This is a genomic window from Streptomyces sp. NPDC104371 (genome assembly GCF_055583785.1).
In genome coordinates this window covers 262863-276781 of sequence record NZ_JBVJNF010000005.1, presented here as the reverse complement: position 1 = coordinate 276781, position 13919 = coordinate 262863, and the positions used below count along the sequence as shown (strand labels likewise).

12 protein-coding genes are annotated in these 13919 nt (G+C 72.7%); 7 read left to right on the top strand and 5 right to left on the bottom strand.

The window, feature by feature from the left end; all coding sequences use genetic code 11:
- Positions 1-30: 30 nt before the first annotated feature.
- The 3 genes from murC to ACZ60T_RS18245 all read right to left on the bottom strand — a co-directional run bounded on the left by murC (position 31) and on the right by ACZ60T_RS18245 (position 2886).
- The gene (murC, locus tag ACZ60T_RS18255) at positions 31-1416 is read right to left on the bottom strand and encodes a UDP-N-acetylmuramate--L-alanine ligase (RefSeq protein WP_469666777.1); all 1386 of its coding nucleotides are present in this window, start codon (positions 1414-1416) and stop codon (positions 31-33) included.
- Positions 1417-1497: 81 nt separating this feature from the next.
- Positions 1498-1971 (bottom strand): indole-3-glycerol phosphate synthase, encoded by a 474-nt coding sequence (locus ACZ60T_RS18250; RefSeq protein ID WP_252426211.1) that lies wholly within the window; start codon positions 1969-1971, stop codon positions 1498-1500.
- Between the two features lie 90 nt (positions 1972-2061).
- Entirely contained in the window at positions 2062-2886 is an 825-nt protein-coding gene (locus ACZ60T_RS18245) for a pyrimidine reductase family protein (protein WP_469666776.1), read from the bottom strand.
- Here ACZ60T_RS18245 and zapE point away from each other — a divergent pair.
- From zapE to ACZ60T_RS18215, 6 genes are all read left to right on the top strand, one after another.
- Complete coding sequence (zapE, locus tag ACZ60T_RS18240) at positions 2885-4027, top strand: cell division protein ZapE (protein ID WP_469666774.1); 1143 nt, start codon at positions 2885-2887, stop codon at positions 4025-4027. The two genes, ACZ60T_RS18245 and zapE, sit on opposite strands and share 2 nt — an antisense overlap.
- A 546-nt stretch (positions 4028-4573) precedes the next feature.
- On the top strand, positions 4574-6043 hold the full coding sequence (locus ACZ60T_RS18235; RefSeq protein ID WP_469666773.1) for a SulP family inorganic anion transporter: 1470 nt from the start codon (positions 4574-4576) through the stop codon (positions 6041-6043).
- Between the two features lie 198 nt (positions 6044-6241).
- On the top strand, positions 6242-7156 hold the full coding sequence (locus ACZ60T_RS18230) for a slipin family protein (protein ID WP_469666772.1): 915 nt from the start codon (positions 6242-6244) through the stop codon (positions 7154-7156).
- A gap of 136 nt (positions 7157-7292) precedes the next feature.
- Positions 7293-8129: a polysaccharide deacetylase family protein gene (locus ACZ60T_RS18225; protein ID WP_365624011.1), complete on the top strand. Its 837-nt coding sequence runs from the start codon at positions 7293-7295 to the stop codon at positions 8127-8129.
- A 79-nt stretch (positions 8130-8208) separates the two neighbouring features.
- Positions 8209-8931 carry an aminoacyl-tRNA hydrolase gene (locus ACZ60T_RS18220; protein WP_469666771.1) on the top strand — a complete coding sequence of 241 codons (723 nt, stop codon included), beginning with the start codon at positions 8209-8211 and terminating at the stop codon, positions 8929-8931.
- 183 nt (positions 8932-9114) lie between these two features.
- A complete protein-coding gene (locus ACZ60T_RS18215) occupies positions 9115-10371 on the top strand; it encodes an MbnB/TglH/ChrH family RiPP precursor modification enzyme (protein ID WP_469666970.1) in 1257 nt (418 codons plus the stop codon).
- Positions 10372-10452: 81 nt separating this feature from the next.
- On the opposite strand, the gene hemQ is transcribed toward ACZ60T_RS18215, so the two are convergent.
- A complete protein-coding gene (hemQ, locus tag ACZ60T_RS18210; RefSeq protein WP_365623504.1) occupies positions 10453-11184 on the bottom strand; it encodes a hydrogen peroxide-dependent heme synthase in 732 nt (243 codons plus the stop codon).
- A gap of 4 nt (positions 11185-11188) precedes the next feature.
- Positions 11189-12646 (bottom strand): protoporphyrinogen oxidase, encoded by a 1458-nt coding sequence (gene hemG / locus ACZ60T_RS18205; RefSeq protein ID WP_469666770.1) that lies wholly within the window; start codon positions 12644-12646, stop codon positions 11189-11191.
- A gap of 215 nt (positions 12647-12861) precedes the next feature.
- Here hemG and ACZ60T_RS18200 point away from each other — a divergent pair, with 215 nt between their 5' ends.
- Positions 12862-13872, top strand: a complete 1011-nt coding sequence (locus ACZ60T_RS18200; RefSeq protein WP_469666769.1) for a DUF4349 domain-containing protein — start codon at positions 12862-12864, stop codon at positions 13870-13872.
- The last annotated feature ends 47 nt before the right edge of the window (positions 13873-13919 follow it).

Sequence of the window (13919 nt, the reverse complement as noted above, 5' to 3'; positions counted from 1 at the left end):
GACTACTTGCGACTACTTCGACTACTTCGACTACTTCGACAGACGGTCCAGGATGCGCGGGCCCAGCTCCGTGACATCACCCGCGCCCATGGTGAGAACCATGTCCCCCGGCTTGACCATTCCCGCCACGGCCTCGGGGACACCCGCCTTGTCGTGCACCGGCTGCACCTCGGCGCCCGCGGCCCGTGCCGACTCGATGATCAGCTCGCTCGTCACGCCCGGGATCGGGTCCTCACGGGCCGGGTAGATGTCCAGGACGACCGAGGCGTCCGCCAGGGCGAGCGCCTCGCCCATCTCCTTGCCCAGCTCCTGGGTGCGGGAGAAGAGGTGGGGCTGGAAGACCACGAGGACGCGGCCCTCGGCCCCGGCCCGCATGGCCTCCAGGTCGGCGGTCATCTCGGTGGGGTGGTGCGCGTAGGAGTCGATGACCCGCACCCCGGCCGCCTCGCCCTTGAGCTGGAGGCGGCGCTTGACGCCCGTGTACGCCGCCAGCGCCGGGGCCAGCTCGGCCGCCGGGATACCGAGGGCGACGCCCGCCGCCAGCGCGGCCACGGCGTTGTGCGCGTAGTGGCTGCCGGGGACGGAGACCGCGAAGGTCAGCTCGGCGCCGTCCAGGAGGACCGTCACCTCGCTCGTCAGACCCCGCGGGGTGATCGAGAGGATACGGACGTCGGCGTCCGGCGCCTCGCCGTACGTCACCGTGCGCACCGCGCCGTCCAGCCGCCGCGTCAGCTCGCGCGCGCCCGCGTGGTCCGACGAGATCACCAGCGTGCCGCCGGGCACGATCCGGTCCGCGAAGGTACGGAAGGAGTCGTAGATCTCCTCCATGGACGCGTAGTTCGCGTGGTGGTCCAGCTCGACGTTGAGGACGACCGCGACCTCGGGCGCGTACTTGTGGAAGCTGCGGTCGCTTTCGTCGGCCTCGGCGACGAAGATCTCGCCCGCGCCGTGCTCGGCGTTGGAGCCCGGGGCGTCCAGGTCGCCGCCGATCGCGTACGAGGGCGTGAGGCCCAGCTCGGTCAGGGACACCGCGAGCATCGACGTCGTGGTCGTCTTGCCGTGGGTACCGGCGACCGCGATCGGGCGGAGCCCGTCCATCAGGCGGGCCAGCGCGTCCGAGCGGTGCACGACGGGGATGCCGAGCCCCGCCGCGCGGGCCAGCTCGGGGTTGTCCGCGCGGATCGCGGAGGAGACGACCACGCAGGTCGCGTCGTCGGCGAGGTGCTCGGCCGCGTGGCCGATGTGGACGACCGCGCCCAGCGCGCGCAGCGCCTCGGCGGTCGCGGAGTCCTTCGCGTCGCTGCCGGTCACCTTGGCGCCCCGCTGCGCGAGGATCTTCGCGATACCCGACATTCCGGCGCCGCCGATGCCGATGAAGTGCGGTCGGTCCATGGCGGTGGGGAGGCCGGGTGCCATGCGTGTCTCCTGGGTGCTGGTACGGCTGCGGTCAGCGGCCCAGCCTATGCCGTGACGCGAGCGACCCCGTACACCGTGTCGCTACGCCTTGCTGTGCGAGAACAGCTTGAGCACGGGCACGCCCACCTTGTGCCGGGCCCGCGAGGCCCAGTCGCGGTGGAAGAACTCCTCCACGTAGTGCGGGTCGGTCAGCACGATCACCTCGTCCGCGCCGCTCTCGCCGACCAGCGCCTTGAGCGCCTCCAGCGGATGGTCCTCGACGATGTGGCCCTTCGCCTCGCTGCCCGCCGCGTGGAGCGCGGACAGCGACACCTCCAGGGCCTGGCGGCCGAGCGCCTCGGCGTCCTTGCCCTCCGGGGTCTCCCGTTCGTGCGCCGCCTCGTCCAGCTCGCCGAGGGCGATGTCGTCGATGGCCCGCAGCAGCCGGTCCGCCTGGTCGCCGCGCGGTTGCAGCAGGACGTGGAAGGAGACCGGCTCCTCGCCGTGCAAGGTGGTGACGAACTCGACGTCAGCGGACGTGAGGGCCTTCTCGATCATCAGTACGCTCGTGAACACGCCACGCGCCCCTTCTCCTTCGAGGCCCCGCGGGGCCTCGTTCCTCCATGGGCCGTCGAGGCCCTGCGGAAACCATCCTGCCCCGTGATCTCAGGTCCGGCAGTACCGGCCGAACAGAAATCCGTCCTCCTCCAGCAACGCGGCAAGGGTGAACCGCTCGGGCACCGCCACCGCGGGCCCCGAGGCGATCCGCTGCGCGTCACCCGCCGTGAGCATAGGCGAGAGGGTCAGACACATCTCATCCAGCACCCCGGCCGCGACGATCTGACCCAGCAGCCGGGGGCCGCCCTCGGTCAGCAGCCGCGTCATGCCGAGGTCCGCGAGGGCGCGTACCGCGCGCGCCGGGTCCACGCTCGCGCCCTCCCCGGCGATCACCACGCGGGCGCCCGCCTTCTCGGCCTCGGCCACGCGGTCCTGCGGCGCCCCCGCCCCGGTCAGGACGAGGGTGGGCACCAGGGGCGAGGTGAACAGCGGCAGGGTGAGGTCCAGGTCGAGGCCCCGGCTCACCACGGCGATCGCGGGCGCGGGCCCCTGTCCGGCCGCCGCGCGCCGCGCCGCGAAGGCCTCGCGCGCGCGAGCCGGGCGGTACTGCTCCTGCCGTACCGTTTCGGCACCCACCAGCACGGCGTCCGCGAGACCCCGAAGCGTGCCGAAGATCCGCATGTCGGCGGCGCAGGAGATCGGTTGGGAGCGCCCGTCGTGCTGGGCCGCGCCGTCGAGCGAGGAGACCATGTTGGCGCGCAGCCAGGGCTCCCGGGCGCCGGAGCGGGGCTCGGGGTAGGCGTAGGCGTCGGCCAGTTCCGCCAGGGTCCACTCGCGGTCCGTGCGCGCGTCGCCCCGGACCTCCCCGCTCCACGGGGCCGCGCCCGGCGGTGAGGTCACTGTCTGGTCGGTCACAGGGAACAGGCGTCGCATGTCGTGCAGTGTGGCACGGCAATTAGAGTGGGGGATCGTGTCGTCCTCCACTGCCGTCCCCGCGGCCGATCCGATAGCCGAAGCGGTCCCGCTGTCCCTGTGCGCCCGCGAGCCGCATGTGCCCGCCGACCGGCTCGTCGCCGAGATGGTGCCGCCGCCGCGCTTCGACTCGGTCCGGTTCGCCACGTACCTCCCGGACCCGAACCAGCCCAGCCAGAGCGAGGCCGTGGGCGTCCTCGAAGGCTTCGCCGCCGGGCTCGGGGCCGAAGCCGCCCCCGCCAGGCGCTCGTTCTTCGGATTCGGCAAGGCGAAGGCGAAGTCGTCCAAGGCCCCCGCCGTCCCCCGTGGCGTCTACCTCGACGGCGGCTACGGCGTCGGCAAGACCCATCTGCTCGCCTCGCTGTGGCACGCGACCCCGGCCGAGCCCTCGCTCAAGGCCTTCGGCACCTTCGTGGAGCTGACGAACCTGGTCGGCGCGCTCGGCTTCCAGCAGACGGTGCGGACGCTGTCGGACCACCGGCTGCTGTGCATCGACGAGTTCGAGCTGGACGACCCCGGCGACACAGTCCTCGTCTCCAGCCTGCTCGGCAAGCTCGTCGAGGCGGGCGTCGCGCTCGCCGCGACCTCCAACACCCTGCCGGGCAAGCTCGGCGAGGGCCGGTTCGCCGCCGTGGACTTCCTGCGCGAGATCCAGGGGCTGTCCGCCCACTTCCGTACGCTGCGCATCGACGGCGAGGACTACCGCCACCGGGGGCTGCCCGAGGCACCGGCCCCGTACAGCGACGAGCAGGTGACGAGGGCGGCGCAGGCCACCCCGGGCGCCTCCCTCGACGACTTCCCGTCGCTGCTGGAGCATCTCGCGCGCGTCCACCCCAGCCGGTACGGAGCCCTGACCGACGACCTCAAGGCCGTCTGCCTCACCGACGTGCGGCCGGTCCCGGACCAGTCGACGGCGCTGCGGCTCGTGGTGCTCGCGGACCGGCTCTACGACCGCGAGGTGCCGGTGCTCGCCTCCGGGCTGCCGTTCGACCGGCTGTTCAGCGAGGAGATGCTGAACGGCGGCTATCGCAAGAAGTACTTCCGCGCCATCTCCCGCCTCACCGCCCTCGCCCGTGACGCGAAGGGCCTCGTGACGCCGTAGCCGAGCCGCGGCCGATGTCGTGGCAGCACCGGCGCCAGGACCGAACAGCCGTACGACATCGGCGAGTTCCAGCCATCCTCACCTCGATTTTTGGGCTCTTCTTTACCCGAATCACACCGTGGCGGCGCCCTCACGTACCGTATCCGTGAGGGCGTGCCGACGGCGCGCCGAACGGACGCACGCCGCGGGGAGGGTCCGCATGGCATCCGACCTGACGACCGCCGTCCCCGCGCCCGCCGCCCGGCCCGCCCCGCCGCGCGTCTCCAGACCCGGGGCCGCTCATCCCCTCGCGGCATCCCAGGTGTCGCGGCCGAGCTGAGCCGCTCTCCGGGTACGGGCAGACCACGACCTCCCCCACCACGCCACGTCGGCCGAGCGTCCCGACGTGGGTCGTGTCGTCGTGCCCGCATCTGCCCGTTCTGTCACACCGACGCGCCGACCGAGGCGCGCCAGGAGGAACTGACACATGCAGCCCCTTGTCGATCACGCTCATGCCCGCGCGCGGTCATCGCGTCCGCGGCCCGACTCCGGTGCGGTGAGGACCCGATGACCGCGCCGAAGAGGTTCCCTCGTCTGCGGCAGGACCTCGCCGCCTCCCTCGTCGTGTTCCTGGTCGCGCTCCCGCTGTGCGTGGGCGTGGCCGTCGCCTCCGGTGTGCCCGCCGAACTCGGTCTGGTGACCGGGATCGTGGGCGGCCTCGTCACCGGTCTGATGCGCGGCAGCACCCTCCAGGTCTCCGGACCGGCGGCGGGGCTGACCGTGCTGGTCTTCGAACTGGTCCGGGACTCGGGGCTGCCCGTGCTCGGCGCGGTCGTGCTCGCCACCGGCCTGCTCCAGCTCGCCCTGGGCGCCCTCGGCCTGGGGCGCTGGTTCCGGGCCATCTCGGTCTCCGTCGTGGAGGGCATGCTGGCCGGTATCGGGCTCGTCCTGATCGCCGGACAGCTCTACCCGGTGGCCGACGCCACGGCCCCGGCCTCGGGCCTGGCGAAGATAGCCGGGCTGCCGCAGGCGCTCGTCGACGCGGCGCAGAGCGGCCGCGCACCGGCGTCGCTCGCGCTCGGCGCGGGCACCGTCGCCGTCCTCGTGCTCTGGAAGCACCTGCCACCCGCGGTCCGTACGGTCCCGGCGCCGCTCGCGGCGGTCGGCCTCGCCACGGCCGCGGCCACGGCGCTCGCCCTGCCGGTGGCCACCGTCGAGGTACGGGGCCTGCTGGAGTCCCTTCAGCCACCGCCCCTGGAGGCCTTCGGCGAGCTGGCGACCGTGAGCATGCTCGGCACGGTCGTCGCCTTCACCCTGATCGCGTCGGCCGAGTCGCTGTTCAGCGCCGCCGCCGTGGACCGGATGCACGACGGTCCGCGCACCCAGTACGACCACGAGCTGATCGCGCAGGGCGCGGGCAACACCGTGTGCGGGCTGCTCGGCGCGCTGCCGATGACCGCGGTGATCGTCCGCAGCGCGGCCAACGTCCAGGCAGGGGGGCGGACCAAGGCCTCGCGGGTGCTGCACGGGGTGTGGCTGCTGCTGTTCGCGGCGCTGCTGCCGTCCCTGTTGGCATACATTCCGATCCCGGCCCTGGCGGGCGTCCTGGTGTACTCGGGCGCCAAGCTCGTGCCCGTACGGCGCCTGGTCGCGCTGTGGCGCGAGCATCCGGGCGAGGCGTTGATCCTGGTGGTCACGGCGGTCTCGGTCATGGTGGTCAGCATGTTCGAGGGCGTGCTCATCGGTCTCGCGCTGTCCGTGGTGAAGACCGCGTGGGAGGCCTCGCATCTCCGGCTGGACGTCGTCGACAAGGGCGCGGGTCCGGTGCAGGTCCATCTGGCGGGCAACGCGACGTTCCTGCGGCTGCCGAAGCTCCTCGGCACCCTGGAGGCGTTGCCGCAGGACCGCCCCGTCGAGCTGGACCTGTCCGGGTTGCACCATCTGGACCACGCCTGCCGTACGGCCCTGACGCACTGGGCGGAGCGGCACAGCGCGGCGGGGACGGAGCCGGTACGGGTGACGCCCGCCCGCGGCTGACCCGGAGCCCGTGGGCTCCGCGCTCTCCCGGGTCCCGCCGCCGCACCGGCGGGGCCTCGCTCCACGGCCGCACCGGCCCCTCACCGACCCGTCACCGGCCCGGACTGCCCTCGCCTCGCGTCCCCGGCCGGAACTATCGTGACAGAAGCAGACACATCCGATCTATCGCCATATCCGACCTCTCGACGAGGAGGTCCCATGCTCCCGGAGCTGGTGGGTGCGCTGGTCGCGGCCGGTGCGAGCGGGCTCGTGTATCTGACCGCCGCGGCACGGGTCGTGAAGCAGTACGAGCGCGGGGTGGTCTTCCGTCTCGGACGGCTCATGGAGACGCCCCGGTCGCCGGGCTTCACCATGGTGATCCCCGTGGTCGACCGGCTGCACAAGGTCAATATGCAGATCGTGACGCTGCCGATCCCCGCACAGGAGGGCATCACCCGGGACAACGTGACCGTGCGCGTGGACGCCGTCGTCTACTTCAAGGTGATCGACGCGGCGAACGCCCTGGTCAAGGTCGAGGACTACCGGTTCGCGGTCTCGCAGATGGCGCAGACCTCGCTGCGTTCGATCATCGGCAAGAGCGATCTGGACGATCTGCTGTCCAACCGGGAGAAGCTCAACCAGGGCCTGGAGCTGATGATCGACAGCCCGGCCGTGGGCTGGGGTGTGCAGATCGACCGGGTCGAGATCAAGGACGTGTCGCTGCCGGACACCATGAAGCGGTCCATGGCCCGCCAGGCCGAGGCGGACCGCGAGCGCCGCGCGCGCGTCATCAACGCGGACGCGGAGCTTCAGGCGTCGAAGAAGCTGGCGGAGGCCGCCGGGGTCATGGCCGACCAGCCTGCCGCGCTCCAACTGCGGCTGCTCCAGACCGTGGTGGCGGTCGCGGCCGAGAAGAACTCCACGCTCGTCCTGCCCTTCCCGGTGGAACTCCTCCGCTTCCTCGAACGAGCGGCCCAACAACAGGAACCCCAGCCACCACCGCCCAAGACCGCGACCCAGGAACCCCTCCCGGGCCTGCCGACCGAACCGGAGCCCCCACCGGACCTGCCGGACACCACCGACCCCACCCCGCCACTGGACCCCACGACGACGTTCCTCACCCGCGAGACGTGACGAGCCCTGACGAGACCTGGAGTAGCTCTGGACAAGCCCTGAGCGGGGCAGCCGGGCGGGTGACTTCATGGTCCGTGGCGCCCGGCGCGTGCGACAGGTGGGCATTCCCTCTCATTCCCGCCATTACGTTCGTATGGTGATCTCTCTTGTACGACGTATCGCCCCCCTCTGTGCCCTCGTCGCGGCGCTCGCCGCCTGTGGCGCCTCCGACGCCCCTCGGCCCGTACAACTGGAGACGATCCCCTCGGGGGTGGCGTCGGCGCCTCCCCCGCTCGTTCCGGGACCGGGTGGGCTGACGCCCGTCTTCAAGCGCGCGACCACCCACGAGAAGATCGTCGCCCTCACCTTCGACGCCGACATGACCGCGGATGACGAGTCGCGCGCGGCGGCCGGGGAGCGCTTCGACAACCCCGGGCTGATCGACGCGCTGCGTGCGTTGAAGGTGCCCGCGACCGTGTTCATGACGGGCCGATGGGCCGACGCGTACCCCGCGCAGGCCCGGTCGATCGGGCACGACCCGCTCTTCGAGGTGGCCAACCACTCCTACAGCCACTACGCCTTCATCCGCGGCTGCTTCGGGATGCCCGCGCTGCCCGAGGACCGGATGCGCGCGGACGTGGAGCACGCCGACACCGCGATCCGCCGGGCGGGCGTGCCCCGTCCGATGCCGTACTTCCGCTTCCCCGGTGGCTGCTACGACAACGACGCCCTGCGGGTGATCGGCTCGCTCGGCCTCACCGCCGTCCAGTGGGACGTGCCCAGCGGCGACGCGTTCGCGGTGGACGCGCGGACGGTCGTACGGCAGGTGCTGGACGGGGTGCGGCCCGGTTCCGTGGTCGTCATGCACTGCACGCGCGCCGGGGCGCCGCTGACCGAACAGGTGGTCCGGACGGTCGTGCCCCAACTCCGCGCGCGGGGCTACCGGTTCACCAAGGTCTCCCAGTCGATCGCCGCGTCGGCCGGACGGGCGTGAGGCCCCGCGGGCCGATACGGAGGACGGTGGCCGCTCTCCCCCACGTCGCGCCGCTCCCCCGCCTGGCAGACTGGACGACGTGACCAGCGACCAGACCTCCGCCCCGCAGGGAGCCTCCCCTTCCGAGCCCACCACCGCCGCCGACGAGGCACGGCAGTTCGTCCTGCCGCTCGTCGTCCGCGTCGAACGCGCCGCCCCTCCGGCACGCACGGACGCCCTGGAGACCGCCGCGCGCGCCGTCCTCGTGATCCTGAGCGACGAGCGCTCGCTGGGCGAGGGCGAGTGGGCCGAGGCGATGCGGGACTGGCAGGACGCGCGGATCCGCAAGGTGGTGCGCCGGGCGCGCGGCGCGGAGTGGCGGCGCGCCGAGGCGCTGCCGGGCATCACGGTCACGGGCAAGTCGGCGGAGGTCCGGGTCTACCCGCCCGTGCCGCTGGACGGCTGGCCCAAGGAGCTGGCCCGGCTCCAGGTGTCGGGCACGGACCTCGACGACCCGGAGCCGCCCCTGGACGCGGACCGGGTGACCCCCGTGCTGTGGCTCAACCCCGGCCTGGAGATGTCGGCGGGCAAGGCGATGGCCCAGGCCGGTCATGGCGCCCAACTCGCCTGGTGGGCCCTGTCCGACGAGGAGCGCGCGACCTGGCGCGACGCGGGCTTCCCCCTCGCTGTCCGCACCGCCGATCCACTGCACTGGAGCGAACTGACCGCGTCCGGCCTGCCGTTGGTGAGGGACGCGGGCTACACCGAGATCGCGCCCGGGAGTTGCACCGTGGTGGCGGACCATCCGGCCCTGCGGGACTGAGCCGCAGCACCGACGCCCGGAACCTCAAGTATTGCTCTGAACGTCCCCGCGGAAGGGTTCGGTCGCGCGCTCCGGGGCCATGACGTGGTCACACAGGGGGCGGTCCGGCGGAGGAGGGGGACGAGGGTGCGACTGGGAACGGGCATCGGGTGGCGGCCGGAGATCGCCGACGCGGTGGAGCGTATGCCGGGCATCGACTGGGTCGAGACCGTGGCCGAGAACGTCTGCCCGGGGCATCTCCCCGAGTCGCTGCTCCGGCTGCGCGAGCGCGGCGTGACCGTCGTCCCGCACGGCGTCTCTCTCGGGCTCGGCGGCGCGGAGCGGCCCGACGAGACGCGGCTGGCCGCCCTCGCCGAGCGCGCGCGGGCGCTGGGCGCGCCGCTGGTCACCGAGCACATCGCGTTCGTACGGGCGGGCGGGGCGCTGACCGCCTCGCCGCGCCTGGAGGCCGGTCATCTGCTCCCGGTCCCGCGCACCCGCGACGCGCTGGACGCCCTGTGCGAGAACGTCCGCATCGCGCAGGACGCGCTGCCCGTCCCGCTCGCCGTGGAGAACATCGCGGCGCTCTTCGCCTGGCCGGACGAGGAGTTGACGGAGGGTCAGTTCCTGTACGAGCTGGCCGACCGCACCGGCGTACGGCTGCTGATCGATGTCGCCAACCTCCACACCAACCACGTCAACCGGGGCGAGGACCCGGCGAGGGCACTGGACGAACTGCCCGTCGAGGCCCTCGCGTACGTCCATGTCGCGGGCGGCTTCGAACGCGACGGCGTCTGGCACGACAGCCACGCCCACCCGGTGACGCAGCCGGTCCTCGACGTCCTGGCCGACCTCGCGTCCCGGACGACCCCGCCCGGCGTGCTCCTGGAACGCGACGACAACTTCCCCGAACCGGCCGAGCTGGAGCGGGAGTTGGCGGTCATCCGGGAGACGGTGGAGAAGGCGGAGAGGGCGACGGTGCAGGCCCGTGACCCGCTGCCGCGCGGAACGGCGGCACGGGAGGCCGCCGCCGACACCACCTCGGTGCGGCAGCGACTCGCGCTCGCGCAGGCCGCGTTGCTCTCCACGCTCGTCGCCGGTACCCCCGCGCCGGAGGGGTTCGACCGGGTGCGGCTCGGGGTGCAGGCGCGTGCGCTCGCCGCCAAGCGGGCGAGCGTCGTGGCGAAGGTCGCGCCCGAACTGCCCGCGATCCTCGGGGAGTCGTACCGACCCGCCTTCCTCGCCTACGCCGAGGGCCACCCCATGACCGGCGGTTACCGCCGCGACGCCCTCGACTTCGCCGAACAGGTGCTGCTCAGCGGGCAGTCGGCGGACACCGCCACCCGGCGACGGCTGCGCACCTGGTGGCTGGACCGCTCGGGCCCGACCCCGCCGTCCCGCCACCCCGCAACCCGACTGGCCCGCGCCACACGCCGGGTCCTGTTCCGACAGCCGGTGTGAACCGGTAAGGCGGCCCCGGAACACCGACGACCCCGCCCGAGGCGGGGTCGTCGAGGAGTGGGCGGCTCGTGGCCGGTAGCGTCAGGCGAGCCCGGCGACGAAGTCCGCGACCGACTTGCGGCGGCCGGTGAAGAACGGCACTTCCTCACGGACGTGCATCCGAGCCTCGGAGCCGCGCAGATGACGCATGAGGTCCACGATGCGGTGCAGGTCGTTGGCCTCGAAGGCCAGCATCCACTCGTAGTCGCCGAGGGCGAACGAGGCGACCGTGTTGGCGCGCACGTCCGGGAAGCCACGGGCCATCTTGCCGTGGTCCGCGAGCATACGGCGACGGTCCTCGTCGGGCAGCAGGTACCAGTCGTACGAGCGCACGAACGGGTAGACGCAGATGTAGTCGCGCGGCGTCTCGTCGGCGAGGAACGCCGGGATGTGCGAGCGGTTGAACTCGGCGGGGCGGTGCAGCGCCATGTTCGACCAGACCGGCTCCATGGCCCGGCCCAGCTTCGTACGGCGGAAGAGGTTGTACGCCTCCTGGAGCTGGTCGCTGTCCTCCGCGTGCCACCAGATCATCAGGTCGGCGTCGGCACGCAGGCCCGACAGGTCGTACGTACCGCGGATGGTCACGTCCTTGGCGGAGAGCTGGTCGAACAGCTCCTGGACCTCGTCGGCGTACCCCGCGCGGTCCTCGGGCAGTACGTCCTTCAGCTTGAAAACCGACCACAGGGTGTAGCGGATGACCTCGTTGAGGTCCTTGGCCAACTTGCCCTTGTTCGGGATCCTGCCGGTCTCGGTGGTGGTGGCGTCGTCACTCATGTTCCTATTCTCCCGCTCCGCCGTGAAGGCTCTGCACCGGGTGTGCGGTGAGCTGCTGCACACCGCGCAGGTCACCGCCGAGCTGGTCCACGGCCGCGTACGCGCTCGCGACACAGGCCGGGATGCCGACGCCGTCGTAGGCCGCTCCGCACACGGCCAGACCCGGAAGTTCCGCGACCCGCGCGCGGATGCGCGCCACGCGCGCGTGGTGGCCGACGGGGTACTGGGGCAGCCCGTCGGTCCAGCGCGTCACGCGGGTCTCCACCGGGGCGGCGTCCAGGCCGGTCGCCTCGCGCAGGTCGCGCCGGGAGACGTCCACGAGGTCGGCGTCCTCGCGCCGCAGGATCTCGGTCTCGCCGTAGCGGCCGACGGACGTCCGCAGCACGACCAGGTCCGGGTCCTGCTCGGCGAGCCAGCCCCATTTCTGCGAGGCGAACGTCGACGCCTTGATCGTGTGCCCGTCGACCGGCGGCACCAGGAAGCCGCTGCCCTCGGGCAGCGCGATGTCCGCACGGCGGTAGGCGAGCGTGACGAGGGCCATGGAGGCGTACTCGATGGCGCGCAGCTCGTCGGCGGCGCCGGGGGACGTGGGGCGCAGCAGCTCGGCGGCTGCCTGGGCGGGCGCGGCGACGACCACCGCGTCCGCGTCCAGCACGCGGTTCCCGATCAGGACCTGCCATCCCTCCGGGGTGCGGTTCAGCGCGTCCGCCCGGGTCCCCGTGAGGATCTCGCCGCCCCGCGCCCGTACGGACTCCGCGACGGCGAGCGGGAGCCGGCCCACGCCGCCCGCGACGCCCATGAACACCGGGCCGGTCTGCGGTGCCGCGGCGGCCTTGGCCTGGATCGCGCGGACCGCTTCCGTCAGCGAGTCGTGCTCCTTGGCGGCCTCGAAGAGCTGCGGGACGGCCGAGCGCATCGAGATCCGGTACGCGTCGCCCGCGTACACCCCGCCGAGCAGCGGCTCCACCAGGCGGTCCACGACCTCGCAGCCGAGGCGCGCCGCCACGTACTCGCCCACGGCCACGTCGTCGCCGACCTCCGTGCGCGGCAGCTCGGCGTCGCGCTCGATACGGCGCAGACCGTCGTCGGACAGCACGCCGGAGAGCGCGGACGCGGCGCCGGGCACGCCCATGACGTGCCCCTTGGGCATCGGCCGCAGGGCGCCGCGGGTCCAGATCGAGGCGGTCGCGGTGGCCGGGGGCTGGAGGCGGTCCGCGAGACCGACCTCGCGCGCGAGCGCCACCGCTTCGGGCCGCCGCGCCAGCATCGACTCGGCCCCGAGGTCCACCCGTACGCCCGCGATCTCGCCGGGCAGCAGCTTCCCGCCGACCCGGTCCGAGGCCTCCAGAACCGTCACCCGGGCGCCTCGGTCCAGCAGCCGGTGGGCCGCGGCCAGTCCCGCGATCCCGCCTCCGACGACAACGACATGCCCCGCGTCCGCGCGGGCCCGATCTGCGCTCATGACCCCAAGCCTCTCAGACCCCGTGACGGCGCTCGCATGGGCCGGGTGGACCCTGCCGCGTCCCGACCATGGCCCCGTCCCGCATGGGCCGGGTGTCCCCGCCGAGTCCCAACCGTGACCGCATCGGGACCGGATCCGGCCAAACGTTCCGGCCGGGCCGTGCGTCGAATGATCGAAGGAACATCCGTCACCAACAACCCTCGGGGGATGACCGCATGCACGCTCCACGGTCCCGGATACGGCCGGTCCGGTTACTGTCCGCGGCCCTGCTCGCCGCCACGCTCGCGCTGGCGGGCTGCAGCGGCACCGCCACCGATTCCGGCGACAAGAGTTCCGCCGACCGCTCCAACGCCAGGGCCGCCGCGCCCGGCGCCGAGCAGCAGGGGGCCACCGACAACGCCAAGGGCGGCAGCGGCAAGCGCGCTACCGGCGCACCTCACCTCGCCACGCAGGACATCATCCGTACGGCGTCACTGACCGTGCAGGTCAAGGACGTGCCCAAGGCGCTCGACACGGCACGGACGACCGCCGAGAACGCGGGCGGATACGTCGGCAAGGAGAACACCGGCCGCGACTCCGGGGGCCGTGAGCACACCCAGATCGTCCTGCGGGTGCCCACCGAGAAGTACGACGCGGTGCTCGCCGATCTCCAGGGCACGGGCAAGCTCCTCGACCGCACCGCCCAGGCCGAGGACGTCACCGAGCAGGTCGTCGACGTGGACAGCCGCATCAAGTCGCAGCGCGCCAGCGTGGCACGCGTGCGCGACCTGATGGACAAGGCGACCGAGCTGAGCGATGTGGTCTCCCTGGAAGGGGAACTGAGTTCGCGCGAGGCCAGTCTGGAGGCGCTGCTGGCCCAGCAGGCGTCCCTGAAGAACCGCATCGGCTTCGCCACCATCACCCTCTCGCTGGCCGAGACGCCCGTGCACAAGGCGGCGAAGGACGACGACGAGCAGACGGGCTTCCTGGACGCGCTGGCGGGTGGCTGGCATGTCCTGGCCACGATGCTGCGGTGGATCGGCCTCGCGCTCGCCGCGGCCCTGCCCTTCCTGGTACCGGTCGGGCTGCTGGTACTGGTGTGGATACGGCTGATACGCCCCCGGCGAGCGGCGCGCAGGGTCCCGGCGGTCCCGGCATTCCCCGCGCTGCACCAGTACCCCGGCCACGGACCAGGAGGACCGGCCACCCCCACGGAGGAACGCGCCCCCGAGGAACGCCCCTCCTGATCGCCGGATTCACCGATTCGCCCGGTCCATCCCGGGCAGTACTTCCT